20 protein-coding genes are annotated in these 24123 nt (G+C 70.1%); 12 read left to right on the top strand and 8 right to left on the bottom strand.

Annotation, left to right across the window (positions count from 1 at the left end):
- Positions 1 to 9 precede the first annotated feature (9 nt).
- From N8I71_RS10110 to N8I71_RS10120, 3 genes are read left to right on the top strand one after another with little or no spacing between them, the layout of a single operon-like run.
- The gene (locus N8I71_RS10110) at positions 10 to 282 is read left to right on the top strand and encodes a sarcosine oxidase subunit delta (RefSeq protein WP_262877856.1); all 273 of its coding nucleotides are present in this window, start codon (positions 10 to 12) and stop codon (positions 280 to 282) included.
- Positions 272 to 3202 carry a sarcosine oxidase subunit alpha family protein gene (locus N8I71_RS10115; RefSeq protein WP_262877857.1) on the top strand — a complete coding sequence of 977 codons (2931 nt, stop codon included), beginning with the start codon at positions 272 to 274 and terminating at the stop codon, positions 3200 to 3202. The genes N8I71_RS10110 and N8I71_RS10115 overlap by 11 nt, the downstream gene beginning before the upstream one ends.
- On the top strand, positions 3195 to 3743 hold the full coding sequence (locus tag N8I71_RS10120) for a sarcosine oxidase subunit gamma (RefSeq protein ID WP_262877858.1): 549 nt from the start codon (positions 3195 to 3197) through the stop codon (positions 3741 to 3743). The genes N8I71_RS10115 and N8I71_RS10120 overlap by 8 nt, the downstream gene beginning before the upstream one ends.
- Here N8I71_RS10120 and N8I71_RS10125 read toward each other — a convergent pair.
- Entirely contained in the window at positions 3737 to 4225 is a 489-nt protein-coding gene (locus tag N8I71_RS10125) for a hypothetical protein (protein ID WP_262877859.1), read from the bottom strand. The genes N8I71_RS10120 and N8I71_RS10125 overlap by 7 nt on opposite strands.
- A 129-nt stretch (positions 4226 to 4354) precedes the next feature.
- Between N8I71_RS10125 and dnaG the strand changes: the two genes are divergently transcribed.
- The 3 genes from dnaG (at position 4355) to N8I71_RS10140 (ending at position 8675) form a co-directional block, all read left to right on the top strand.
- Entirely contained in the window at positions 4355 to 6286 is a 1932-nt protein-coding gene (gene dnaG, locus N8I71_RS10130; protein WP_262877860.1) for a DNA primase, read from the top strand.
- Between the two features lie 103 nt (positions 6287 to 6389).
- Positions 6390 to 8384, top strand: coding sequence for an RNA polymerase sigma factor RpoD (gene rpoD, locus N8I71_RS10135; protein ID WP_262877861.1), 1995 nt, complete (start codon positions 6390 to 6392; stop codon positions 8382 to 8384).
- A 57-nt stretch (positions 8385 to 8441) separates the two neighbouring features.
- Positions 8442 to 8675: an RND transporter gene (locus tag N8I71_RS10140; RefSeq protein WP_262877862.1), complete on the top strand. Its 234-nt coding sequence runs from the start codon at positions 8442 to 8444 to the stop codon at positions 8673 to 8675.
- Positions 8676 to 8705: 30 nt separating this feature from the next.
- Here N8I71_RS10140 and N8I71_RS10145 read toward each other — a convergent pair whose 3' ends face one another.
- Entirely contained in the window at positions 8706 to 9293 is a 588-nt protein-coding gene (locus N8I71_RS10145; RefSeq protein WP_262877863.1) for a DedA family protein, read from the bottom strand.
- A 134-nt stretch (positions 9294 to 9427) separates the two neighbouring features.
- On the opposite strand from N8I71_RS10145, the gene N8I71_RS10150 reads away from it, so the two are divergent.
- From N8I71_RS10150 to N8I71_RS10160, 3 genes are all read left to right on the top strand, one after another.
- Positions 9428 to 9700, top strand: coding sequence for an HlyU family transcriptional regulator (locus N8I71_RS10150; protein WP_262877864.1), 273 nt, complete (start codon positions 9428 to 9430; stop codon positions 9698 to 9700).
- Between the two features lie 66 nt (positions 9701 to 9766).
- On the top strand, positions 9767 to 10228 hold the full coding sequence (locus tag N8I71_RS10155) for a thiol-disulfide oxidoreductase DCC family protein (protein ID WP_262877865.1): 462 nt from the start codon (positions 9767 to 9769) through the stop codon (positions 10226 to 10228).
- A gap of 2 nt (positions 10229 to 10230) precedes the next feature.
- Entirely contained in the window at positions 10231 to 10755 is a 525-nt protein-coding gene (locus N8I71_RS10160; protein ID WP_262877866.1) for a DUF4166 domain-containing protein, read from the top strand.
- On the opposite strand, the gene meaB is transcribed toward N8I71_RS10160, so the two are convergent.
- The gene (gene meaB / locus N8I71_RS10165) at positions 10752 to 11735 is read right to left on the bottom strand and encodes a methylmalonyl Co-A mutase-associated GTPase MeaB (protein ID WP_262877867.1); all 984 of its coding nucleotides are present in this window, start codon (positions 11733 to 11735) and stop codon (positions 10752 to 10754) included. The two genes, N8I71_RS10160 and meaB, sit on opposite strands and share 4 nt — an antisense overlap.
- 185 nt (positions 11736 to 11920) lie before the next feature.
- On the opposite strand from meaB, the gene hrpB reads away from it, so the two are divergent.
- A complete protein-coding gene (gene hrpB, locus N8I71_RS10170) occupies positions 11921 to 14332 on the top strand; it encodes an ATP-dependent helicase HrpB (RefSeq protein WP_262877868.1) in 2412 nt (803 codons plus the stop codon).
- Positions 14333 to 14335: 3 nt separating this feature from the next.
- Here the strand turns inward: hrpB and N8I71_RS10175 are convergent, their stop codons facing one another.
- From N8I71_RS10175 to N8I71_RS10185, 3 genes are all read right to left on the bottom strand, one after another.
- A complete protein-coding gene (locus N8I71_RS10175) occupies positions 14336 to 15334 on the bottom strand; it encodes a DUF2235 domain-containing protein (protein ID WP_262877869.1) in 999 nt (332 codons plus the stop codon).
- A gap of 76 nt (positions 15335 to 15410) precedes the next feature.
- Positions 15411 to 17711, bottom strand: a complete 2301-nt coding sequence (locus N8I71_RS10180) for a xanthine dehydrogenase family protein molybdopterin-binding subunit (RefSeq protein WP_262877870.1) — start codon at positions 17709 to 17711, stop codon at positions 15411 to 15413.
- Between the two features lie 81 nt (positions 17712 to 17792).
- On the bottom strand, positions 17793 to 18935 hold the full coding sequence (locus N8I71_RS10185) for a type III PLP-dependent enzyme (protein ID WP_262877871.1): 1143 nt from the start codon (positions 18933 to 18935) through the stop codon (positions 17793 to 17795).
- Between the two features lie 126 nt (positions 18936 to 19061).
- Between N8I71_RS10185 and N8I71_RS10190 the strand changes: the two genes are divergently transcribed.
- Positions 19062 to 19493: an Lrp/AsnC family transcriptional regulator gene (locus tag N8I71_RS10190; RefSeq protein ID WP_262877872.1), complete on the top strand. Its 432-nt coding sequence runs from the start codon at positions 19062 to 19064 to the stop codon at positions 19491 to 19493.
- On the opposite strand, the gene selD is transcribed toward N8I71_RS10190, so the two are convergent.
- Both selD and truA read right to left on the bottom strand, forming a co-directional pair.
- Positions 19490 to 21661 carry a selenide, water dikinase SelD gene (gene selD / locus N8I71_RS10195; RefSeq protein WP_262877873.1) on the bottom strand — a complete coding sequence of 724 codons (2172 nt, stop codon included), beginning with the start codon at positions 21659 to 21661 and terminating at the stop codon, positions 19490 to 19492. The genes N8I71_RS10190 and selD overlap by 4 nt on opposite strands.
- On the bottom strand, positions 21658 to 22443 hold the full coding sequence (gene truA / locus N8I71_RS10200) for a tRNA pseudouridine(38-40) synthase TruA (RefSeq protein ID WP_262877874.1): 786 nt from the start codon (positions 22441 to 22443) through the stop codon (positions 21658 to 21660). Before truA ends, selD begins: the two co-directional genes overlap by 4 nt.
- Positions 22444 to 22663: 220 nt before the next feature.
- Between truA and N8I71_RS10205 the strand changes: the two genes are divergently transcribed.
- Positions 22664 to 24079, top strand: coding sequence for a YcjX family GTP-binding protein (locus N8I71_RS10205; protein WP_262877875.1), 1416 nt, complete (start codon positions 22664 to 22666; stop codon positions 24077 to 24079).
- Positions 24080 to 24123 lie beyond the last annotated feature (44 nt).

Consider the following 24123-nt stretch of genomic DNA (forward strand, 5'->3'; position numbering starts at 1 on the left):
GGGAAGACCATGCAGATCGACTGCCCCTTCTGCGGGGCCCGCGACATCCGCGAATTCACTTATCTCGGGCACGAGACCTACATTCATCGCCCCGCCGACGAAGCGTGGTCCGACGCCTGGAACGACTACCTTCACAACCGCGAGAACCCGGCGGGCATGACGCGCGACCTGTGGTTCCACGGCTCGGGCTGCGGCGCCTGGCTTGTTGTCACGCGGAACACCGTCACGCACGAGATCACCGGCGTGGAGCTGGCGCGGGAGGCGAGCCGGCATGCGGGTTGAGGGACGCGGGCGCATCGACCGGACGCGGCCGGTCAGCTTCACCTTCGACGGGAAGACGATCTCGGGCTTCGCAGGTGACACGGTCGCCTCAGCGCTGCTGGCCAGGGACATCCGCCTCATGGCGCGGTCCTTCAAGTATCATCGCCCGCGCGGTCCCCTGACGGCAGGCAGCGAGGAGCCGAACGCGCTCGTGCAGGTCGGCACGGGGCACGCGATGATCCCCAACGTTCGCGCCACGGTGCAGGAGATCCACGAGGGCCTGACCGTCAACAGCCAGAACCGCATCGGATCGCTGGAGCGCGACCTGATGGCGGTGAACGACCTGTTCTGGCCGTTCCTCGGCGCGGGCTTCTACTACAAGACCTTCATGTGGCCGCGGCGCTTCTGGGAAGGGCTCTACGAGCCGATGATCCGCCGCGCCGCAGGGCTCGGTCGGATGACGCGGGGGCCCAACCCCGAGGCCAGCGAACGCGCCTTCGCCCATTGCGATGTCCTGGTGATCGGCGGCGGGCCGACCGGGCTGATGGCCGCGCTGACGGCAGCGAGGGCCGGCGCCGACGTGATCCTCGCCGAGGAAAGCGCCGAATGCGGCGGCCGCCTCCTGTCGGACGCCGAGGAGATCGACGGCGTCGAGGCCGAATACTGGGTCGAGGACATGCTGGCGCAACTGAAGGAAACGGGCCGGGTCCGCGTGATGACGCGCACGACCGTGACCGGCGTCCATGACGGGCTGAACTTCGGCGCCCTCGAACGGGTGGGCCAGCATCTGCCCCACGACCCCGACACGCCGCGCGACTGTTTCTGGCGCATCCGGGCGAAGTCGGCCGTCCTTGCCGCCGGCGCGCTGGAGCGGCCCATCGCCTTCCCGATGAACGACCGGCCCGGGATCATGCTGGCCTCGGCGGTCAGGACGTATCTCAACCGCTACGGTGTCGCGCCGGGGCGGAACCTGACGGTCTTCGCCACCAACGATGACGCGCACCGCACGGCGGTCGAGATGCAGGCGGCCGGCATGCGCGTCGCCGCCGTCATCGACAGCCGGACAGGCGTCAGGAAGCAGGGCGACTACCGCCTGATCGAGGGCGGGCAGGTGATCGATACGAAGGGCCGCCACGGTCTGAGGCAGATCACCGTGCGGCACGGCGGGCGGACCGACGACATCATCACCGACTGTCTCGCGATGTCCGGCGGCTGGAACCCCAGCGTGCACCTGACCTGCCATCTCGGCGCGCGGCCGGTGTGGGACGCGGCGCGCAAGGCGTTCCTGCCCGCGCCCGACGCGGTGCCCGGGCTGTTTCCGGCGGGGGCCTGCAATGGCAACTACGCGACGGCCGCCTGCCTGCGCGACGGCCACGCGGCGGCGGCGAAGGCCCTCGCCATGCTCGGGCTCAAGGCAAGGAAGGTCGAGGTCTCCGAGGCCCTCGAGGACGCAGGGAGCGTCTCGACACTCTGGTACGTCGAGGGCAAGGGACGCGCCTGGCTCGACTTCGCCAACGACGTGACCACGAAGGACGTGAAGCTCGCCGCGCAGGAAGGGTTCACCTCGGTCGAACACATGAAGCGCTACACGACGCAAGGCATGGCGCCCGACCAGGGCAAATCCTCGAACATCGCGGCGCTGGCGCTTCTGGCCGACGCAACGGGGCGCGGCATTCCCGAGACCGGGACCACGACCTACCGCCCGCCCTTCATCCCGGTGCCGATCGGCGCGATGGCGGCGGGCGCCGAAGGGAAGGGCTTCGCCCCCGAGCGGCGGACGACCTCCGACCGCGCGCTGCGAGACTGGGGCGCGCCGATGATCGAGGCCGGGCTCTGGTACCGGCCGAGCTATGTGCCGAAACCGGGCGAGACCCATTGGCGCCAGTCCTGCGACCGAGAGGTGAGGATGGTCCGCGAGGCGGTCGGCGTCGTCGATGTCTCGACGCTCGGCAAGATCGATATCCAGGGACCGGACGCGGCGGCCTTCCTCGACTTCGTCTATTGCAACACCTTCTCGACGCTGAAGCCCGGGCGCGTGCGCTATGGCCTGATGCTGCGCGAGGACGGGCACGTCATGGACGACGGCACCACCGCGCGGCTGTCGGACACGCATTTCGTGATGACGACGACCACCGCAGCCGCGGGCCAGGTGATGCAGCACCTCGAATTCGTGCGGCAGTGCCTTCGCCCCGACCTCGACGTGGCGCTGATCTCCGTCACCGAGCAGTGGGCGCAGTTCTCGGTCGCGGGGCCGCAGGCACGGGCGCTCATCAACTCGGTGCTGGACGAGGCGATCGACGACGAGAGCTTCCCCTTCATGGCTTGCGGCCCGGTCCGCATCCACGGCATTCCCGGCCGCCTCTTCCGCATCTCCTTCTCGGGCGAGCACGCCTACGAGATCGCCATTCCCGCCCGTTTTGGCGAGGCACTCTACCGCGATCTCGTCGCCCGCGCCGAGACGCTCGGCGGCGGGGCCTACGGGATGGAGGCGCTGAACGTCATGCGGATCGAGAAGGGTTTCATCACGCATGCCGAGATCCACGGCCGCGTGACGGCCGACGATGTCGGGTTCGGCCGAATGGTCTCGGGCAAGAAGGATTGCGTGGGCAGGGCCGCCTCGCTCCGCCCGGGTCTTTCGGGCCCCGAGCGCGAGCAACTCGTGGGCCTGAAGCCGAAATCCCCGGAGACACCGCTTCTGGCCGGCGCGCATCTCTTCCGCGAGAAAGACGACGCCGTGCGCGTGAACGACCAGGGCTATATCACCTCGGTCGCGTGGTCTCCGACGCTGGAGACGTATCTGGGCCTCGGCTTCCTCCTGAACGGCAGGGCGCGGATCGGCGAGACGGTGCGGATGGTCGACCACCTGCGCAAGGCCGAGACGCTCTGCGAGGTCTGCGACCCGGTGTTCTTCGACCCCGAGGGAGGGCGCGCGCGTGGCTGAGCTTATCGCAAGATCCGCGTTCCAGGGGCTCCTGCCGCTCCGCTTCGGTAACGTCGAGGCGGTGGAGGTCATGGCGGCCACCATCACCTCCGTGTCCCCGTTCCGGGGGCAGGAGACCAAGGTGTCGAAGGCCCTTGAGAAGGCCGTCGGCGTGCCGTTTCCGGACGCTGGCCGGGTGATCGCCAGGGACGACGTGCGCGCGATCTGGACGGGCATGGGCCAGTGCTTCGTGCTCGGCGCGGACCCCGGCCCCCTGCCCGGCGCCGCCGTGACCGACCAGACCGACGCCTGGGGTGCGCTGGCGATCGAGGGCACCGATGCGCGCGCCGTCCTTGCAAGGCTCGTGCCGATCGACCTCAGGCCCGATGTCTTCGCCGTGGGCCATGCCGCGCGCACGCTTTTCGGTCACATGGCTTGCGTGCTGACGCGCGAGGCCGGGGACCGCTACGGGATCATGGTGTTCCGCTCCATGGCGGGGTCCGCGGCCCACGAACTGGAAGGCGCGATGCGCAAGGTCGCCGCGCGGGAGCGGCTTCAGTAACCGTCGTGCGGTTCGAGCCCGCGCTCGTCCAGCGCCATGCCGAAAACGGTTGCCCTGTCGGCGCCAAGGGCATGGTTCGGATGGTCGGGATCGTTCGCGATGTTCACCCAGTTGCGGTGCCTGTTGCGCAGCTGAGCGTCGTTGAGATTGGCGACGATGTTGTTGAAGTGGTTTCGCGCGTGGTTGCCGCTGTTGTAGGCCGTCCACTCCATGCCGGCGATCACGTCGGCGCGGTTCTGTCCGAAATGCCCGGAGCGGTAGACGATGTCGTCCTCGGTCATCGCCGCGGCCGTGTCTCCCGCGAGGTCACCTGCGCCACCGGACACCAGGGTCATGACGGAAAGGCCGACCGCCACGACGGTAGCCGCCATCACGGTCCAGTCGACGGTCACGGCTCCGCCGTCCCCCAGAAAGAAACCCTCGACTGCGGATGCACGCCGGGCGGCGCCGGCCGTTGTGGCCTGGTACTCGATACTCGTCATGGGCGACCTTGTGCGCGCAGAACGTGCCGGCACCGTGCCGGGGATAAGAAAACATTCTGACATTTCCTCGGTCGCCCCATGTCGCGGACGGCGCTGGACACGACCCCTCCGGGCGCCGATATTGGCGGCATGAGCCTGCCCCCCGGTTTCCTCGAAGAGCTGAAGTCGCGCGTGTCCCTGGCACATGTCGCGGGCCGCAAGGTCATCTGGGACCGGAGGAAGTCGAATCAGGGCAAGGGCGACATGTGGGCGCCCTGCCCCTTCCACCACGAAAAGACGGCAAGCTTTCACGTCGACGACCGCAAGGGCTTCTACTACTGCTTCGGCTGCCAGGCCAAAGGTGACCTCTTCGCCTTCGTGCAGGAGACGGAGAACGTCGGCTTCATGGAAGCGGTCGAGCTTCTGGCCCGCGAGGCCGGCATGACGATGCCCGCCCCCGACCCCAAGGCGGCGCAGAAGGCGGACCGGTTGACCGAACTCGCCCGCGCGACGGAGGCGGCTGTCGGGTTCTACCGTCTGCAGCTTCGCACGGGCGCGGCCGCGGAGGCACGCGCCTACCTGGAACGCCGGGGGCTTTCAGCGGAAATGCAGGAGCGTTTCGAGATCGGCTTCGCGCCCGCAAGCCGCACCGCAGCGCTGCAGGCGTTGACCGGCAAGGGCATCGCCGAACGCGACGTGCTCGAGGCCGGCATCGCCACGAGGCCGGACGACGGACGGGCGCCTTTCGACGCCTTCCGCGACCGGATCATGTTCCCGATCCGCGACCCGCGCGGACGCTGCATCGGTTTCGGCGGGCGGGCGATGGACCCCAAGCAGTCCGCGAAATACCTCAACACCCGCGAGACGCCTCTCTTCGACAAGGGTCGCGCGCTCTACAACCACGGGCCGGCGCGCACCGCCGCCGGCAAGGGCCAGACGCTGATCGTGGCCGAGGGCTACATGGACGTCATCGCTCTGGTGGCCGCCGGTTTCCAGGCCGCCGTCGCGCCGCTCGGCACCGCGATCACGGAAGAGCAATTGCAGTTGCTCTGGCGCATCGCGGACGAGCCGGTGATCGCGCTCGACGGCGACCGGGCCGGGCTCCAGGCCGCGATGCGGCTTCTCGACCTGGCGCTGCCGCATCTCGGGCCGGGCCGCAGCCTGCGGTTCTGCATCCTCCCCGAGGGGCAGGACCCCGACGACCTGATCCGCTCGAAGGGCGCCAAGGCGATGCAGGAGGCGATCGACGCCGCCGAGCCGCTGGTGACGCTGCTGTGGCGCCGGGAAACGGAGGGGCAGGTGTTCGACACGCCCGAACGGCGCGCGGGCCTCGACCGCCGCCTGCGCGAGGCCGTGACCCGGATCAAGGACGTTTCGCTGCGCCGCCACTATGGCGAGGCGCTGTCCGAACTGCGCCGGGCGCTGTTCCGGCCGCAGCGGCCGGCGCGCGGCGAGCGCGGATCCTGGCGCGGGCGCGGTTTCGCCGAGGCGCCGCTCGCCCCCCTCGCCGCGACGCGGGCGCTTGTCGGTCAGCTCGAAGGCGATCGTTTGCGCTGTGCGCTGATCCTCGCAACCTTCTGCCGCTATCCCACGCTGCTCGATACATTCGAGGATCGGCTCGACCGGCTGGAGCCGCGCGATCCCGATGTGGCACGCCTTGCGCTGTTCCTGGCTGCCTGCCCCGAACGGGAGCCGGAAGCGCTCCGCGAGGCGATCGCGGCCGCCGGGCACCTGTCCACCCTTGAAAGCCTGGAGACGACGGGCCATCTGCGGATCACGCCGTTTCTCGCGGGGCGCGACGACCCGTCGGCCGCCCGCACCTGCCTGGAGGAAGAATTCGCCAAGCACGCCGCAGTACGCGCCCTCGAAGACGAGTTGAGCGAGGCCGCACACGACCTCGCCGAGGGAACCGTGGAGGTGGACAGCACGCTCGCCTTCCGGCTCCGCCAGGCGGTCCGGGGCAAGCACGAAGCGCTTTTGCCCCGCGACGGACGACCGGCCGAGCAGTTCGGGGACACACCCGAGGCCCGTGCCGCGTTCCACGAGTTGCTAAACAGCGCCGGGCAAGCGAAGAAAAGCTGAACGCGGCCTGTGCGAATCAGTGATTCGCGCTAGATGTGATTGCAGATGCAAGGGTCGGCGCCCGCGAATCGCGCCGCGCTCCCAGCACGAAAGGACGTTGCCCATGGCCAAGGACACCGACGATCGCAAGACGGAAGGCGAAGAGGCCGACATCGGGCTCGACATGAGCCAGACAGCCGTCAAGAAGATGATCGCCGATGCGCGGGCCCGCGGGTACATCACCTACGATCAGCTCAACACCGTGCTCCCGCCCGAGCAGGTGAGTTCCGAGCAGATCGAAGACGTGATGTCGATGCTGAGCGAAATGGGCATCAACGTCATCGAGGACGAAGAGGCCGACGAGGACGGCGACCAGAAGGGTGGAACGGATGTCGTCGAGACGTCCTCCTCCCGCGAGATCGCCGTTTCGACGTCGGAGACCGAGAAACTCGACCGCACCGACGACCCCGTCCGCATGTACCTGCGCGAAATGGGGTCCGTTGAACTTCTCAGCCGTGAGGGCGAGATCGCCATCGCCAAGCGGATCGAGGCCGGCCGCAACACGATGATCGCGGGCCTGTGCGAAAGCCCGCTGACCTTCCAGGCGATCACCATCTGGCGCGACGAACTCCTCGACGAGGACATTCTGCTGCGCGACGTGATCGACCTCGACGCGACATTCGGCCGGTCGCTTGGCGAGGACGACGACGAACCCGTGGTCGCGCCCGCCGCGGGCGGTGTCGCCAACGCCAATGCCGAGCCCGCCGACAAGAGCGACGAGCCCGAGCTCGACGCCGACGGCAATCCCATCGCCCGTGACGACGACGAGGATGAGGACGACCAGGCCAACATGAGCCTCGCCGCGATGGAGGCGACGCTGAAGCCGCGGGTCCTCGACATTCTCGACCGGATCGCCGCGGACTACGTGAAGCTGTCCGAGATGCAGGACAAGCGCATCTCGGCCACGCTGAACGAGGATGGCAGCTTCTCGACCAACGACGAGGCGGTCTACCAGAAGCTTCGCTCCGAGATCGTGGAACTGGTGAACGAGCTTCACCTCCACAACAACCGGATCGAGGCGCTGATCGACCAGCTCTACGGCATCAACCGCCGGATCATGGCCATCGACAGCGGCATGGTGAAACTCGCCGACCAGGCGCGGATCAACCGCCGCGAGTTCATCGACGAATACCGCGGCTACGAGCTCGACCCGACCTGGGTGGAGCGGATGGCCGACAAGTCCGGCCGCGGCTGGCAGGCCCTGATGGACCGATCCCGCGACAAGGTCGAGGAGCTGCGCAACGACATGGCGCAGGTCGGCCAGTATGTCGGCCTCGACATCCAGGAATTCCGGCGGATCGTGAACCAGGTCCAGAAGGGCGAGAAGGAGGCCCGTCAGGCCAAGAAGGAGATGGTCGAGGCCAACCTCCGCCTCGTGATCTCCATCGCCAAGAAGTACACCAACCGCGGCTTGCAGTTTCTCGACCTTATCCAAGAGGGCAACATCGGCCTCATGAAGGCTGTGGACAAGTTCGAGTACCGTCGGGGTTACAAATTCTCGACATATGCGACGTGGTGGATCCGGCAGGCGATCACCCGTTCCATCGCCGACCAGGCGCGCACGATCCGTATTCCCGTGCACATGATCGAGACGATCAACAAGCTCGTGCGCACCGGCCGCCAGATGCTCCACGAGATCGGCCGCGAGCCGACGCCCGAGGAGCTGGCCGAGAAGCTGCAGATGCCGCTGGAGAAGGTCCGCAAGGTGATGAAGATCGCCAAGGAGCCGATCTCCCTCGAGACGCCCATCGGCGACGAGGAAGACAGCCAGCTCGGCGACTTCATCGAGGACAAGAACGCGGTCCTGCCCCTCGACAGCGCCATTCAGGAGAACCTGAAGGAGACGACGACGCGGGTCCTGGCCTCCCTCACCCCGCGCGAGGAGCGGGTGCTGCGCATGCGCTTCGGCATCGGGATGAACACCGACCACACGCTGGAAGAGGTCGGTCAGCAGTTCAGCGTGACCCGTGAGCGTATCCGCCAGATCGAAGCCAAGGCGCTGCGGAAACTGAAGCACCCCAGCCGCTCGCGAAAGCTGAGGTCGTTCCTGGATCAGTAGGATGGGCAATCCCGCCGACCGAACCCGGCGGGGGCCTACCCCGACTGCGAGAGCGAGATGACCGCCCTCCGCCGCCTCCTTGACGCGCTGCCCCTCAGCGTCCTTCTGATCGCGAGCCTGACGCTCGGGCTCGCCCCGTTCTTCCCGGAACCCCACATCTGGGAGAAGCTGAAGATGCTTGCGGCGGGCGAGTTGACCGAGGCCATCGACATCTTCGATCTAGCCATGCACGGAACCCCCTGGCTCCTGCTGGGCCTCAAGCTGACCGTCGGGCGACGGTCGCAGGGCTAGGACCGGCGGGGACAGGCGGGGACAGGCCCGTCACTCGTGCCCGTCGGCCGCCTCCCGTCGCGCGCGCCGGCGCTGCAGCAGCATCCGCCCCCCGACGATCAGAACTCCCGCCACGATGGGGATCAACAGGGCGTGCTCGATCCTGTGAAGTCTGCCGATCAGGACCGTAACCGTCTGCCCGAGCAGGTAACCCAGACCGACACCGGTCACCCCCCATGCGAGGGCGGCGATCCCGGTCAGCAGGGCATAGGGAACGAACGACATCCTCGCCGCCGCCAATGTCAGGGGGCCCGCCGTCCTCAGGCCGGGGACGAAACGGAACACGAGGGCGAACAGCGTCAAGTTCCGGCTCAGCCGGGCGACCACGGGCGCGACATGGCGATGTTCCAGGATCCTCCGGGTCCGCGCACTGTCGCGGTGCCATCGGCCGAACCCGTAGATCAGGAGGTCCGAGAGGTAGCCCCCCGCGGCCGCCGCCAGGGCGACCTGCCAGAAGGCAAGGTGGTCGCGGTGGGCCATCACTCCGCCGAAGATCGCGACCGTCTCACCCTCGAGCGCCGTGCCGATAAAGACGGCAAGCGTTCCGTAGGTTTCGACGAAAGATTCGAGCCAAGCCACGCTGACAGCTTTCGGTTACAGACCTTCGCAACCGCGGCACCGCTCCGGCGCGATGCGAGGCCACGAAAGGGTCGACAGGCTTCCACGGGAGGCCCGCGTCGTTTATCCTTAACGGGTCCAAAGAGGTAACCGCCATGTCAATCTTCTCCAAGCTTTTCGGCGGCGGTGGGTCCGCTCCTGGCCCCGAGCCGGAGGAGCATAACGGGTTCCGCATCTTCCCCGAGCCGCAATCGGACGCCGGCGGCTTCCGCATCGCGGGGCGGATCGAGAAGGAAATCGGCGGCGAGGTGAAGGTCCACCGCTTCCTCCGCGCCGACACGATCCAGTCGAAGGAGGAGGCCCAGCGCTTCACGGTGCTGAAGGCCCGCCAGATCATCGACGAACAGGGCGAACGCATCTTCGGCTGAGCCGGGCCCTGTCCCGGCGGCACCCTGCCGCATCCCTCCCCCGGCGCCCGGCGCTACCTGTCCGCCATGAGCCGGGTTGAGGACCTTCCAGCCGTCCTGCAACGCGCCCTCGCCGGGCGCGACCTGATCGTGTTCGACGGGGAATGCGTCCTTTGCTCGGGCTTCTTCAGGACGATGGTGCGGCTGGACCGAACCGAACGCTTTTCCTTCGCGACGGCCCAATCGCCGCTCGGCGCCGCGCTCTATGAGGCGCTCGGCCTGCCGATCCGCGATTTCGAGACCAACCTCGTGATCGTGGACGGTGTGATCCACCAGCGCCTCGATGCGTTCGCCGCCGCGATGGCCGCGGTGGGCTGGCCCTGGCGCGTGCTGTCCGCGCTGCGGTTCATTCCCCGGCCAATCGGCGATTTTCTATACCACCGGATCGCGCGGAACCGCTACGCGATCTTCGGGCGCTACGACACCTGCATGATGCCGGAGCCGGCACTTAAGGCGCGCTTCGTTGAGCATGCCGGCCGGACGGCCTGAGGATGCTCTACCGCCGCGCCCTCGGTGCCCCGTTCGACGACCTTCCCGCCGCGCTTCGGCACTTCCACATGACGCAGGCCGAGCATCGCTTTCGCGGACACGTCGATGTCACGCAAGGCAACGGCGCGGCGCGGCTGGCTGTCCGGCTGGCCGGGTTTCCCGTGGGAGCCGGGGAAATGCCCTTGACCCTTCGCCTCCGACGGGACGGCGCGCGGGAGGTCTGGGAACGCTGCTTCGACGGGCACGTCGCGCGCTCCGTTCAGTGGCTCTGGCGGCCCGGCATCATCGCGGAGCGGGTGGGGCCGGTCACGCTCCTGATGCGACCTGCCGTGGCAGAAGGCGTGCTGAGGATGCCGGTTGTCGGGATGCTAGGCGCAGGAATCCGCCTTCCGGCGCGGGGCCTTCTGAAAGGCGGCGGGGTCGAGCGGGTGGGGCCGACCGGCGCCATCCAGTTCGACGTCACGGCAACGGCGCCGATCCTCGGCCACCTGATCCGGTACCGGGGCGACCTGACGCCGGACGGCTAGTCTTCTGCGCCAAGGCCCCGGATCACCGCCTGTGCCGCGGCCTCGGGGCTGATATCGCCGCGTACGACCGCCTTGGCCTGCGCAGCCATTTCCGCACGCACTCCGGGCTCGGCCAGCCGCCGCAGCAGCCCTGCCCTGACTTCTTCCTCGAACCAGTGGGCCGCCTGCTCCGCGCGCGTCCTGTCCCACCAGCCGCTTTCCCGTCGCAGCCCGGCCAACGCCTGCATCTCGGCCCAGGCCGCCGCCAGCCCCTCTTCCGTCACCGCCGAGACCGGCAGCGCCTTGGGGAACCCCTCGGGGTCCTGCGGACGATGGCGCAGGAGCCTCAGCGCGCCGGCATAATCCGCGACCGTCCGCGTCGCCGTGGCCTTGAGGTCCCCGTCCGCCTTGTTCACGAGGATCAGGTCGGCCATCTCCATGATCCCGCGCTTCACGCCCTGCAGCTCGTCTCCGCCTGCGGGCGCCAGCAGCAGCACGAAGAGGTCGCACATCTGCGCCACCATCGTTTCGGACTGGCCCACGCCCACCGTCTCGATCAGCACGACGTCGAAACCCGCCGCCTCGCACAGCGCCACCGCCTCGCGCGTCCGGCGCGCGACGCCGCCGAGGTGGGTCGATGAGGGCGAGGGCCGGATGAAGGCCGCCTTCTCGCGCGACAGCCGCTCCATTCGCGTCTTGTCGCCGAGGATCGAGCCGCCCGACCTCGCCGAGGAAGGGTCGACGGCGAGGACCGCAACGCGCAGTCCCTGCCCGATCAGCATCATCCCGAAGGCCTCGATGAAGGTGGACTTGCCCACGCCCGGCGTGCCCGACAGCCCGATCCGGAGCGCCTGCCGCCCCGCCCCCCGAAGCCGCTCGAGCAGCGCCGCGGCCTCGCCGCGGTGGTCGGCCCGCGTGCTCTCGACCAGCGTCACGGCCCGGGCCAGTGCGCGCCGGTCGCCCGCGAGGATCCTGTCGGCGAGCGTTTCGGTGTCGGTCATCGGGCGCTTCATCTCTGCCGTGGGCGCGCGGAACCCCTGGCCCCGCGCATGGCCTCCTCTTTGACCGCAAGCGCCCTTCCCTGTCCAGCCCGGCCCTGTTTGCACCGGACGCAGGGGGGAGTTGACGCGGGACGCCCTGCCGCCGATCTATGGCCCCCGTGCGGATCATCGGAAAGACCTGAGCCTTGGCGCTACCGATCGACGATGTCCTTCCCAAGCTGATCGGGGCGCTGGACGCGGCTGGACGCGCAGTGCTTCAGGCTCCACCCGGGGCGGGCAAGACGACCGGCGTTCCGCCTGCGCTCCTCAAGGCCGGAGCGGCCGGCAGGATCCTCCTTCTGGAACCCCGACGCCTTGCCGCCCGCGCCGCCGCCGAACGCATGGCCGAGATGCTGGGCGAGCCCTGCGGGCAGACGGTCGGCTACCGCATCCGGGGCGAGGCGCAGGTCTCGAAGTCAACCCGGATCGAGGTGGTGACCGAAGGGATCCTGACACGGATGCTGCAGGACGCGCCCGACCTGCCGGGCATCGGTACCGTCATCTTCGACGAGTTCCACGAACGCGCGCTGAACGCCGATCTCGGCCTCGCGCTGGCGTGGGAGGCGCGCGGCGCGCTGCGTCCCGACCTGCGCATCCTCGTGATGTCGGCGACGCTCGACGCCGGGCCGGTCGCCGCGATGCTCGACGACGCGCCGCTGATCTCGTCGGAGGGGCGCGCCTACCCGGTGGAGACCCGATGGCTCGACCGTCCGCTGCCCGCGACGACGCGGTGGGAGGACGCGATGGCGGACCTGATCCTGCGGGCCATGTCGGATGCGGCCGGAGGCTGCCTCGCCTTCCTGCCGGGCGAGGGCGAGATAAGGCGCGTCGCCGCCCTCCTCGGCCCGCGCCTGCCGGGGGATGTCCACCTCCGCCCGCTCTACGGTGCGCTGCCCTTCCGCGAGCAGCGCGCCGCGATCCGGCCCGAAACGGAAGGCCGCAAGCTGGTGCTGGCCACCTCCATCGCGGAAACCTCGCTGACCATCGAGGACGTGCGCATCGTCGTCGACGGCGGACGCGCGCGACGGGCGCGGTTCGATCCCGGCACCGGCATGAGCCGCCTGGTCACCGAACCCGTCTCGCGTGCCGAGGCCGATCAGCGGCGCGGTCGTGCGGGGCGCGTGGCCGAAGGCGTCTGCTTCCGGCTCTGGGCGCGGGGACAGGAGGGGTCGCTCCCCGCCTTCCCGCCCGCCGAGATCGAGGCCGCCGACCTCGCGGGACTGGCGCTGGAACTGGCGCAATGGGGCGGCGCAGAGGGACTGCGCTTCCTGACGCCGCCACCGGAAGCTGCGCTGACCGAGGCGCGGGCGCTCCTGCAGGACCTCGGCGCGCTCGATCATGCCGGACGGATCACCGCCCACGGGCGGGAACTGGTGCGCCTGCCGCTTCACCCGCGCCTCGGCCACCTGCTGAGGCGCGGGGGACCGGGATCGGCGCGGATGGCGGCGCTGCTCGCCGAGCGTGACCCGCTGCGCGGACAGGGCGCGGACCTCGCCCTTCGGCTTCGGGCGCTGGACGACCCGAAGGGCCTCGGCGCCGACCCCGCCATCACGGCCCGCATCCGGGAGGAGGCGAAGCGGCTGAAGCGCCACGAGGCGGGTGACCCGATGCCACCCGGCGCGCAGGCGGCGCTGGCCTATCCCGATCGTATCGGACTGCGCCGTCCGGGCGAGGCGCCGCGCTACCTCCTGTCAGGTGGCACCGGCGCGGCCCTGCCCGAAGGCGACCCTCTGGGGCGGGAACGCCTGATCGTGGCCACCGATCTCGACGGCGACCGGCGCGAGGCGCGCATCCGGCAGGCGGTGGCACTGGTCGAGGCCGATCTGCACATGGTCCATGGTGACCGGATCGCATGGCGCGAAACCTGCCGCTGGTCGAAGCGGGAGGGCCGGATCGAGGCGCGGCGGCAGGAGATGCTCGGCGCGCTGGTGCTGACGGACCGGCCCTTGACCGATCCCCCTCCCGAGGCCGTTGCAGCGTCGATCTGCGAGGGGATCCGGACCCTCGGCCTCGACGCGCTCGGCTGGTCGAAGCGGGCACGCCTCCTGCGCGCGCGGATCGGACATGCGCGGGTGCGCGACGTCTCGGACGACGCGCTGCTCGCCGCGCTGGAGGACTGGGCCCTGCCATTCCTGGACGGCATCCGGGACGCCGGTGGTCTGGGTCGCTTCGACCCCCATGACGCGCTGCGCGCCTGGCTTGGCTGGGAGGGAATGGCCGAGGTGGACCGCCTTGCGCCCGAGCATTGGGAAACGCCGCTCGGCCGCCGCCTCCAGATCGACTATGGCGGGGACGCGCCGGAAATCGCGGTGCGCCTGCAGGAGGTGCTGGGCGAGACGGTCCATCCCGTGATCGGCCCGGCCCGCGTGCCGATCCGCCTCGTCCTTCTGTCCCCGGCCCAGCGCCCGATCCAGGTGACGACTGACCTTCCCGGTTTCTGGACCGGATCCTACGCCGACGTGCGCAAGGACATGCGCGCCCGGTATCCGCGCCATTTCTGGCCGGAGGATCCGACGGTGGCTGACCCGACGCTGCGGGCGAAACCGCGCGGAACCTGAGGCTCAGGCGGTGGCCGGGGGAACTCCGCCGGGTCTTGGCACGGGAACCCGGATGCCGCGCGCCTCCGCCGCGCCGCGCGCGGTCGGGTGGACGCGCTCGGACGGGTCGAGGCCGACCTTGCGGCGATGCCGGAACACGAACCAGCGTCCCGCGCCCCTGCGTGTACCCGTGGCCGGGGCCGAGGGGTCGGTGAGGTAGCGGGACCGCCAGAGCGGCGGCAGCGGCAGGCCCGCGGCCTCCGCCTCGCCGAGCATCCATACAAGCGGGATGTTCGAGAGCGCCCGCGCGGGCCGGTAGCCGTCAAGCTGTCCGCCGACATCCCCATGGGCGCCGCGGAACCACATCTGCTGAACCGCACCGGACGCGGCCGCCTCCTCGGGCACGTCCCAGAGGACCGGTTCGAAGATGTCTCGCGTCTCGTCGATGGCGAGGGCGTGGCGGGCGATGCGCGTCGATGGCCCGAGCGCATGGGAATGATACGGGTGCGGCATCGGCATGAAGCGCCAGAGGACAGGCCAGCGCACGCCGAGCGCGCGCACCGTGTCGTAGACGCCCAGGAAATGCACCGCCGGGTAGGCATGGCACCGCGCCGCCTTCAGCGCCCGGGCGGCCGCGCTGTCAGGTGCCTCGCGGTATAGGCGATAGACGCGATCGAGCGTCTCCTCGTCGATCTGGGCGGCTCGCAGAAGGCCCATCTTGTCGATCAGGCCCGCAAGCGAGCGGACGGCATAGGCGCCCCGCGAATAGCCCATCAGCACGATCCGGTCGCCGGGGCGGTAGTTCCGCGCGAGAAACAGGTAGGCGCGGCGGATCTGCCGGTTGATGCCGATCCCCGCGATGACCTCGTGCGCCCGCCTGACGCCACGCCACTGGATTCCGGGCTCGTAGTAGACAGTGACGTTCGCGCTGTCGGGCAGTTCCGACAGGAGGCGGTAGGTCAGCCCGATATTCGTCTCGGATCCCGGCCGGAGCGAGGACATCGTGCCGTCGAGCAGGACCACGTGAATATGGGCAGGCCGCACCTGCGGCAGTCGCGGCGGGCGCGAGCGATACCCGGCAAGCCGGGTCCATATGCCCCTACTCGGCCGCAATCCTCCCGTCCCCCTCGTTCAGCATCGCCCAGACGCGCGACGGCGTGAAGGGCATGTCGACCTGCCGGATCCCCAGCGGCCAGAGCGCGTCCTGCACGGCGTTGGCGACGGCGGCGAGCGCACCGACCGTCCCGGCCTCGCCACAGCCCTTCATGCCCAACGGGTTCATGATCGAGGGCACGGGTTCGGTGTGGAAGGCGACGAAGGGCATGTCCTCGGCGCGCGGCATCCCGTAATCCATGAAGGTGGCCGACAAGAGCTGCCCGTCGGCGTCGTAGACCACGCGCTCGGTGATCGCCTGTCCGATGCCCTGCGCAACGCCGCCATGGACCTGACCCTCGGCCAGCATCGGGTTCATCAGGTTGCCGAAATCGTCCACCACCGTGTAGCGCACGACGCGCGTGTCGCCCGTCTCGCGGTCGATCTCGACCTCGGCGATGTGACAGCCGTTGGGGTAGGAGCGGCCCGGCAGCTTCTCGTGCCTGGAGACCTTCGCCAGTGCGGCCTTGCCCGCCGCGCGGGCCTTGCCGGCGGCTTCCAGAAGCGTGACGACGACGTTCGAGCCGGGCGCGCGGAACACGCCCTCCTCCGCGTCGAAGCTCATGCCGTCCGTGTCCATCTCGTCCTCGAGAAATGCCGTCAGCCCCGAGATAAGCGCCGTCCCGGCCGAGCGCATCGCCATTCCCTGCACCGTGACCGAGCGTGATCCGCCCGTGCCCCCGCCAGTCGCGATGAGGTCGCTGTCGCCCTGCACGATCTCGATCGTCTCAAGCGGCAGCCCCGTCTGGTCGTGCAGAAGCTGGGCGTAGACCGTCTCGTGGCCCTGCCCGTTCGACTGCGTGCCGACATAGACCTTCGCGCCGGTCTCGGTCAGTTCGATCGTCGCGGTCTCGTCGGGATCGCCGAGGATCGACTCGATGTAATAGCAGATGCCGAGACCCCGGAGCCGCCCCTGCGCGAAAGAACCCGCGCGCCGGTCCTCGAAACCGCCGAGGCCCGCCTCGAGCTCCGCACGGTCGAGCAGCTTGTGGAAGTCGCCCACGTCGTAGAGCTCGCCCGAGGCGGTCTTGTAGGGGAACTGGTCGGCACGGATGAAATTCCGGCGGCGAAGCTCCAGCGGGTCGACGCCAAGCTCCCGCGCGGCGTAGTCCATCGCGCGTTCGAGGGCGTAGATCGCCTCGGGCCGTCCGGCACCGCGATAGGCGTCGACCTGGGTCGTGTTGGTGTAGACCCCCCGGTTGCGGAAATAGACCGCCTGCACATCGTAGGTGCCGGTCAGCACCTTTGCGAAAAGAGCGGACTGGATGTTCTGCCCGAACTGCGAGTTGTAGGCGCCGAGGTTCGACAGGCTGTCGACCTTGTAAGCCGTCAGACGGTTGTCGGCATCGAAGCCCAGCGTGCAGGTGACGTCGAGGTCGCGGCCGGCGTTGTCGGACAGCATCGACTCGCTCCGGTCGCCCATCCAGTGGACCGGCCGCCCGGTCTCGCGCGCCGCGAGCGCCACGAGGAAATGCTCGGGATAGCGCATCGACTTCATGCCGAAGCCGCCGCCAACGTCGGGGTTCGTGACCCGCACCTGCGCCTCGTCGAGGCCGAACCATTTCGCGAGGTCGGACTTGTGGCCCCAGACGCCCTGCCCGTTGATCGCGGCATGGAGGCGTCCCTCGCCCCACTCCGCCGACACGCCGCGCGGCTCGAGGCTGTTCACGATCACGCGGTTGTCGTGGGTGGTCAGCGTGACGACGCGCGCCGAGCCCGCGAGTGCCGCGTCCGTTGCCGCCTCGTCGCCATGGGCCCAGTCATAGGCCACGTTGTCGGGCGCCTCCGGGTGGAGCGTCGTTCCCCCCGGCGCGATGTCGAGCTTGACCGGCAGCTCGTCGAGATCGAGCTCGATCAGCTCGGCGGCGTCGCGCGCGGCGGCCAGCGTTTCGGCGACGACGAAGGCCACCGGCTCTCCGACATAGCGCACGCGGGTCTCGGCGAGGATCGGACGCACCGGGGCGGCACCTTTCGTGCCGTCTCGGTTCGGCACGATGGACCCCTTCATCGCGTTCTTGAGACCGTGGGCCGCGATGTCGGCGGCGGTGAAGACCACGACCACCCCTGGCGCGTCCCGCGCGGCAGACACATCGAGGCCGGTGATCTCGCCATGGGCCATCGGGCTGCGCAGCACATAGCCGCGAAGCGCGCCTTCCGGCGCGGTGTCGTCGATGTAGCGCCCGTGGCCGGTGAGAAACCGCGTGTCCTCCAGCCGCTTGACCGATTGGCTTGAGCCGAATTTCGTCATGTCCCGCATCCCTGTCCCGAGGCTGTCCGTCTGGTGCGGACCTTAGGCGGCGAGGTGCGGGTGTCCAGTGGGAACATGGCTTCAGGCGAGCGTCCGGACCGTGGCGAGCCGCAGGCCGCCATAGCCGTTGAAGCGGGTGACGGTGGCCGTTGAGTAGGCCCCCATCCCGTGCAGGAGCAGGTAGTCGCCTTCCGCAAGGTCGGCAGGCAGGGCCACCTCGCCCGGGATCCGGTCGAGGCTGTCGCAGGTCGGCCCCCAGAGGGTGCGCATGAGCATCGGGCCCGAGCGCGGCCGCCCCGTGACCGAGACGGCGGCAAGACGGTCGGTCATCCCCATCAGGGGCTGTTCGGCAAGCGCGCCGTAAATGCCGTCGTTGAGGTATATGTGCCCGCCCGCGCGGATCGACTTCACCCGGACGGCAAGCGACACGGCCTCGGCCACCAGCGCGCGGCCCGGTTCGCAGACGAGGTCGGGCGCAGTCTCGCCGAAGGCCCGGGCGGTCGCGTTCGCAACGGCCTCGAAGATCGCGCCAAGGGGCGGCGCGTCGGCCAGCATCCGCCGCGAGGGGAAGCCGCCGCCGACATTGAGACGGGCGAGCCCAGCGCCCGCTGCCCGTGCGATCCGCGCCGCCTCGCCGATATAGGCGACCCAGGCGTTCGGGTCGGTGCACTGCGTGCCGGGGTGGAAGGTGAGCGACGGCGCGAACCCCGCCGCGGCCGCCTTGCCCAGCAGGTCGGCGGCAAGCTCGGGCGTAGCGCCGAACTTCGCCCCGAAATCGTAGGCGGCCCCGGCGACGGGCAGCTTGAAGCGCACCGAAACCTCCGTGCCGCGCCCGAGCCCCGCGTCCCGGAGCTTGGCCAATTCGCCCGGGTCGTCGACGGAGAAACTCCGCACGCCATGATCGCGCGCCATGGCGACTTCGGCGGCCGAGCGCACCGGGTTATTGTAGTGAAGGACAGCCTGCGGGATGACGCTGCGCACCAGTGCGATCTCGGCGGGCGACGCCACGTCGAAGGCCCCGATCCCGGCGCGCGAAAGGTTCTCCAGGACCGCCTCCGCGGGGTTGGCCTTGACCGCGTAAGTCACGAGACCCGGGAAACCATCGAGGAACACGCGCGCGGTCGCCTGCAATGTCTCGGGCGAGAGGAACAGGACGGGTTCGTCCGGCACCTCCGCCTGAAGGTAGCTTCGGGGTGTCATGTGGATGGGCCGGGTCACAGTCATCGCGCTTGCTCCGGTCGAACTGCTCGTCCCTTCAGGATGCCGTGGCTTTTCGGCGGATTCATTGGTCAGATCAGAGGATTCGTGCTATTCCATCGGCTATTCGACGAAGATTCGGGCGAAACGACGATGGATGAGACCGATCGCGGTATCCTGAGGCTTCTGGCAAGCGACGCGCGCATGTCCGTCGCGGTCATGGCCCGGCGTCTGGGCCTCGCGCGCTCCACCCTGCAGGCCAGGCTGGAGCGGCTGGAAACGACCGGCGTGATCGCGGGCTATACCCTGCGTCTCGGCGAGGGCGCGCGGGCCAACCGCATCCGCGCTTCGGTCCTTCTCACGATCGAGCCGCGCGCGCAGGCCGGCGTCCTCGGTCGCCTGCGCGCCATCGATGCGGTGGAGCGGATCCATACGACCTCGGGACGGGTCGACCTGCTTCTGGAGGTCGCGGCCGACACCACCTCGGCGCTCGACGCCGTCCTCGACCGGATCGGCGGGATCGACGGAGTGAAGGGCTCCGAAAGCCTGATCCACCTGTCGACGAAACTCGACCGCGCGCTCTAGGTGAAGACGATCCGGGCAGGCGTGTCCGTGACGGTCCCGACCCGCGCCGCAGGGAAACCGGCATCGCGAAGCCTGTTCACCAGCGCCGCCGCCTCGGCATCCGGCACCGACGCCAACAGCCCCCCCGCCGTCTGGGGGTCGAAGACGAGATCGCCGCGCGGGGTTCCCGGTGCTTCGGCAACATGCTCCAGCGCCGCCCGGTTCTGCCCGTAAAGCGTGGAGCGGATTCCCCGCGCCGCCAGTGTCTCCGCCCCGCTCAGGACCGGAAGGTCGCCAAGCGCCACCTCGGCCCCGACCCCCGACGCCCCGCAGATGTTCCACAAGTGCCCGGCAAGACCGAAGCCCGTGACATCCGTCATCGCGTGGGCCACCGGCGCAAGTAGGCGCGCCGCGTCCCCCTGAGGGCGCGACATGGCCTCCCAGCAGGCCAGCACGTCCGCGCCCCGCGCCTTGCCGCGCATCTCGGCGGCGAGGATCACACCCGAGCCCAGCGCCTTCGTCAGGAGCAGCGCGTCACCCGGCTCCGCGCCCGCCAGCGTGACGGGCGGACCGTCGAGAAGGCCGGTCACCGCGAAACCCACCGTCAGTTCCAACCCCATGGAGGAATGCCCGCCCAACACCGCCGCACCTTCTGCAGCGAAGACTTCCGCCGCCGCGCCCATGACCTCGTCGAGCCAGCGCCCCTGCAACCGGGCGGCCATGCGCGGCAGGATCACGGTCGCCAGAGCCGATTGCGGCGTGGCCCCCATGGCCCAGACATCGCCCAGCGCGTGGACGGCCGCCACACGCGCCACCAGCGCGGGATCGAGCGCGAAGGCGCGCAGGTGGTCGGTCGAGATCACCTGCCGCGCCGTCCCGAAACTCAGCACCGCCGCGTCGTCGCCCGGCAGCTGCTCGGCATCCTCCCTCACGGCCCCGGGCAGCCCGGAAATGACACCTGCAAGCGCGCCCGAACCCAGCTTTGCCCCGCAGCCACCGCAGGGCGCGGGGCCGGCAAGCTCCGCCGCGACACCCTGGGCCGCGTTCTTCGGCACGGGCGGGGCCTGCATCTCGGGAAGGTCGCGGAACCGCTCCATGAACCGCGCGTCGATCCGGTCCTTCCAGCGCCAGGCCAGGGCCCCCTCGAAAGCCAGCCCCCCCTTCTCGGCCACCGCGCGTTTTCCGCCAAGCGAGATCAGCTTCAGGAAATCGCGTTGCGGCCGGAAGGGACGGCGCTGTCGCCCGGTCAGGTCCGCCGCGAGGTTTTGGGCGAGGACGGGGGCCGCGCGGACGGCGTAGACACCCGCCTTGGGTCGGGGATCTGGGGCGAAGTGGGCGCAATCTCCGACCGCGTAGACCGCCGGGTCGGTGACCGAGCGAAGATACCGGTCGGTCACGACATAGCCGTCGAGGGTTTCGAGCCCCGTCTCGGCCACCCAGGGCTGCGGCACGGCACCGGCGGCGCCGATGGTCAGGTCCGCGGCCACGCGCCGCCCGCTCTGCAGGATGACCTCCTGCGCCGTGACCTCGACCGGCATGTCGTTCTCGACGAGGACGACCCGCCACCGCGAGAGTGCCGCCATGATGTGCCTTCGAGCCGCCGGCGCGACCCGTGAAAGGATCGCCCCACGATCGATGAGCGCCACCTCTCGGGGCCGGCCGATGGCGTCCAGGCGATGCGCCACGGCCATCGCCAGTTCCGCCCCCGCCACGCCGCCACCCAGCACCGCGACCGATATAGCCCCCTCGCCCGCCGTCACAGCGCTCCAGAGATCTGCGAACCGGCCGAGCGGCTTGGCAGCCACGCCGTGCGCGGCGAACCCCGGCAACGAGGGCATCTCGGAGGTGATGCCGATGTCGAGCGACAGGAGGTCGTATGCGAGGCTGCGCCCCGAGGCGAGCGTCACGCGCCGGGCCGCCCGGTCGAGCGCCACCGCCCGCCCCTCGACGAACCGTGCGCCCGCGAACCGCGCCAGCTGCACGAGGTCCATCTCGAGAGCGTCCCGCCCGTAATGCCCGGCGACATGGCCTGGCAACATGCCCGTGTAGGGGGCGGTGGCGCCCGGGTTCACAAGCGTCAGGCGCACCCCCGGCACAGGCCGCATTCCCCACCGCCGCAGCACCAGCGCATGGGCATGGCCGCCACCGATGAAAAGAAGTTCCTTCACGATGGGCGCGTCGGGCGTCATGTCTCGCTCCACCCGGCCGCGAAGGGATCGACGGGGTAGCGCACCCCGGTCAGGCAGAGCCCCTGGGGCGGCGCCACCGGTCCGCAGGCGGCGCGGTCGCGCGCCTCCAGCGCCTCGGCGACCCGCGCGGGCGGCCAGGCGCCCGCGCCCACCCGTTCCAGCGTGCCCACGATCGAACGCACCTGGTTGTGCAGGAAGGACCGCGCTTGAAGGTGAAAGAGAACCTGCGTGCCATTCGCCAGTCCGGCCGCCTCGATCTCCAGGCGGTCCAGCGTCTTCACCGGGCTCTTCGCCTGGCAGATCGAGGCCCGGAACGTGGTGAAATCGTGCTTCCCGATCAGGTGGGCCGCCCCCTCCCGCATCGCGCCGAGGTCGAGCGGCTGCCTTACGTGCCAGGCCCAGCCGGCCTCCCGCACGAGCGGCGCGCGCCGGCACACGACCCGGTAGGTATAACGCCGCTCCACGGCGGAGAACCGCGCGTGCCAGTCCGGCGGCGCCACTGCGCAGGCGACCACGGCGACCGGCGCCGGCTTCAGGTGCCAGTTCAGCGCCTCGGCAAGGCGGAACGGCTCCCAGTCGCGCGCCAGATCGGCCTGCGCGACCTGCCCGGTGGCGTGGACGCCCGCATCCGTGCGCCCCGCCGCCGCGATCGGGGGCACGTCCGGTTCCAGGGCCGCCAGCGCCGCCTCCAGCGCGCCCTGCACCGAAGGCTGGTCGGCCTGGCGCTGCCATCCCGCGAAGGGGCGGCCATCGTATTCGATCCTGAGGGCATAGCGCGGCATGGCGTCCGGCTACCCGATCCCCCGGCACGGGGCAATGCGGCACCGGCTCCTTCATCCTGGCAGGAAAACTCCCGCCGGAGGCCAGCGCCGCCGAGGGGCCTTCAGGCCCCGAGACGGCGCTTCTCCGGGCGCCGGCAGGGCCGGCGCAACCCCGGGCCCTGTTAACCGCCGCCCGCAATGCCTATTCTGGGTTGCGTAGACGGCAGAAGGACGGCGGCGCTTGGTCATCGGTACGATTGCGGACACGCTGGGACGCGGTGTCGAGGGCGTGACATCCGCCGTCAGCGAAGCCTTCTTCGAACCGGTCATCCGCCTCGGCGTGACGGGCCTCGCGCGCTCGGGCAAGACCGTGTTCATCACGTCGCTCGTGGCGAACCTGCTCGAACGCGGCCGGATGCCGGGGCTCGAGGCCGCCCGCTCCGGCCGGATCGAGGCCGCCTTCCTGCAGCCGCAGCCCGACGACACGGTCCCGCGTTTCGCCTTCGAGGAACACCTCGCCGCGATGACCGGGACCGAGCCGCGCTGGCCGGACAGCACCCGCGCGGTCTCCGAGCTTCGCCTGTCGCTCCGCGTGCGGCCGTCCGGCCTGCTCGGCGCGGTGTCCGGGCCCCGCACGGTGCATCTTGACATCGTTGACTACCCGGGCGAATGGCTGCTCGACCTCGCGCTGCTCGACCTCGACTTCGAGGCATGGTCGCGCGAGGCGCTGGCGCGCGCGGAGGCCCGCCGCGACGGCCTCGCCGGGCCCTGGTTCGCGGCCCTCGACGCGGCCGACCCCTCCGCGAAGCTGGACGAGCCGACCGCCACCGCGCTGGCGCGCGGCTGGACAGCCTATCTCGCGGCCGCGCGCGAGGCGGGCTTCAGCGACTGCACCCCCGGCCGCTTCCTTCTGCCCGGCGATCTGGAGGGCAGCCCCGCCCTCACCTTCGCGCCCCTGCCGCCCGGCCCCGCGCCGCGCGGTTCGCTCACGCGCGAATTCGCCCGGCGCTACGAGGCCTACAAGCGCGAGGTCGTGAAACCCTTCTTCCGCGCCCATTTCGCCCGGATCGACCGGCAGGTGGTGCTGGTCGACGCGCTCGGTGCGATCCATTCGGGGCCGCAGGCGCTCGAGGACCTGCGCCGTGCCATGGCGTCGATCCTCGGTGCCTTCCGGCCGGGCCGCAACACCTTCCTGAGTGCGATCCTCGGTCGACGCGTCGATCGCATCCTCTTCGCCGCGACCAAGGCTGACCATCTGCATCACGAGCAGCACGGCCGCCTTCAGGCCGTGATCGAGGCGCTGCTTGCGGATGCGCGCCGCCGTGCGGACTTCCAGGGCGCCACGACGCGGGCCATGGCGATCGCGAGCCTGCGCGCCACGGTCGAGGAAACGCGGCGAGTGAATGGCGCCGAGATGGGCCTCGTCCGCGGAAGGCTCCTGCGGGACGGACGGCAGGCGGCGCTCCATCCCGGCGACCTGCCCGAGGACCCGTCGGCCCTTCTCGCCCCCGCGCGGGAAGGGGCGGCGACGTGGCTGTCGGGGGATTATGGGGTGATGCATTTCGCCCCCACGCCGCAATCCCTTCGGGCCGGCGAGGGGCCGCCGCATATCCGGCTCGACCGGGCCGCCGAATTTCTCATCGGGGACCGGCTATGACGCGGCTGCTCTCGGGCGCGGGCGGGGCCGCTCTCTCCGGGGCA

Origin of the sequence: Roseicyclus sediminis, assembly GCF_025515305.1 — a bacterium.
Classification (GTDB): domain Bacteria; phylum Pseudomonadota; class Alphaproteobacteria; order Rhodobacterales; family Rhodobacteraceae; genus Roseibacterium; species Roseibacterium sediminis.

Coding starts and splice junctions, on each gene's coding strand:
- N8I71_RS10185 (WP_262877871.1), bottom strand. CDS start 18,935: ATGACTGTGACCCGGCCCATCCACATGACACCCCGAAGCTACCTTCAG.
- N8I71_RS10110 (WP_262877856.1), top strand. CDS start 10: ATGCAGATCGACTGCCCCTTCTGCGGGGCCCGCGACATCCGCGAATTC.
- N8I71_RS10140 (WP_262877862.1), top strand. CDS start 8,442: ATGACCGCCCTCCGCCGCCTCCTTGACGCGCTGCCCCTCAGCGTCCTT.
- N8I71_RS10180 (WP_262877870.1), bottom strand. CDS start 17,711: ATGACGAAATTCGGCTCAAGCCAATCGGTCAAGCGGCTGGAGGACACG.
- N8I71_RS10115 (WP_262877857.1), top strand. CDS start 272: ATGCGGGTTGAGGGACGCGGGCGCATCGACCGGACGCGGCCGGTCAGC.
- N8I71_RS10190 (WP_262877872.1), top strand. CDS start 19,062: ATGGATGAGACCGATCGCGGTATCCTGAGGCTTCTGGCAAGCGACGCG.
- N8I71_RS10125 (WP_262877859.1), bottom strand. CDS start 4,225: ATGACGAGTATCGAGTACCAGGCCACAACGGCCGGCGCCGCCCGGCGT.
- N8I71_RS10155 (WP_262877865.1), top strand. CDS start 9,767: ATGAGCCGGGTTGAGGACCTTCCAGCCGTCCTGCAACGCGCCCTCGCC.
- selD (WP_262877873.1), bottom strand. CDS start 21,661: ATGACGCCCGACGCGCCCATCGTGAAGGAACTTCTTTTCATCGGTGGC.
- meaB (WP_262877867.1), bottom strand. CDS start 11,735: ATGACCGACACCGAAACGCTCGCCGACAGGATCCTCGCGGGCGACCGG.
- truA (WP_262877874.1), bottom strand. CDS start 22,443: ATGCCGCGCTATGCCCTCAGGATCGAATACGATGGCCGCCCCTTCGCG.
- N8I71_RS10150 (WP_262877864.1), top strand. CDS start 9,428: ATGTCAATCTTCTCCAAGCTTTTCGGCGGCGGTGGGTCCGCTCCTGGC.
- dnaG (WP_262877860.1), top strand. CDS start 4,355: ATGAGCCTGCCCCCCGGTTTCCTCGAAGAGCTGAAGTCGCGCGTGTCC.
- rpoD (WP_262877861.1), top strand. CDS start 6,390: ATGGCCAAGGACACCGACGATCGCAAGACGGAAGGCGAAGAGGCCGAC.
- N8I71_RS10160 (WP_262877866.1), top strand. CDS start 10,231: ATGCTCTACCGCCGCGCCCTCGGTGCCCCGTTCGACGACCTTCCCGCC.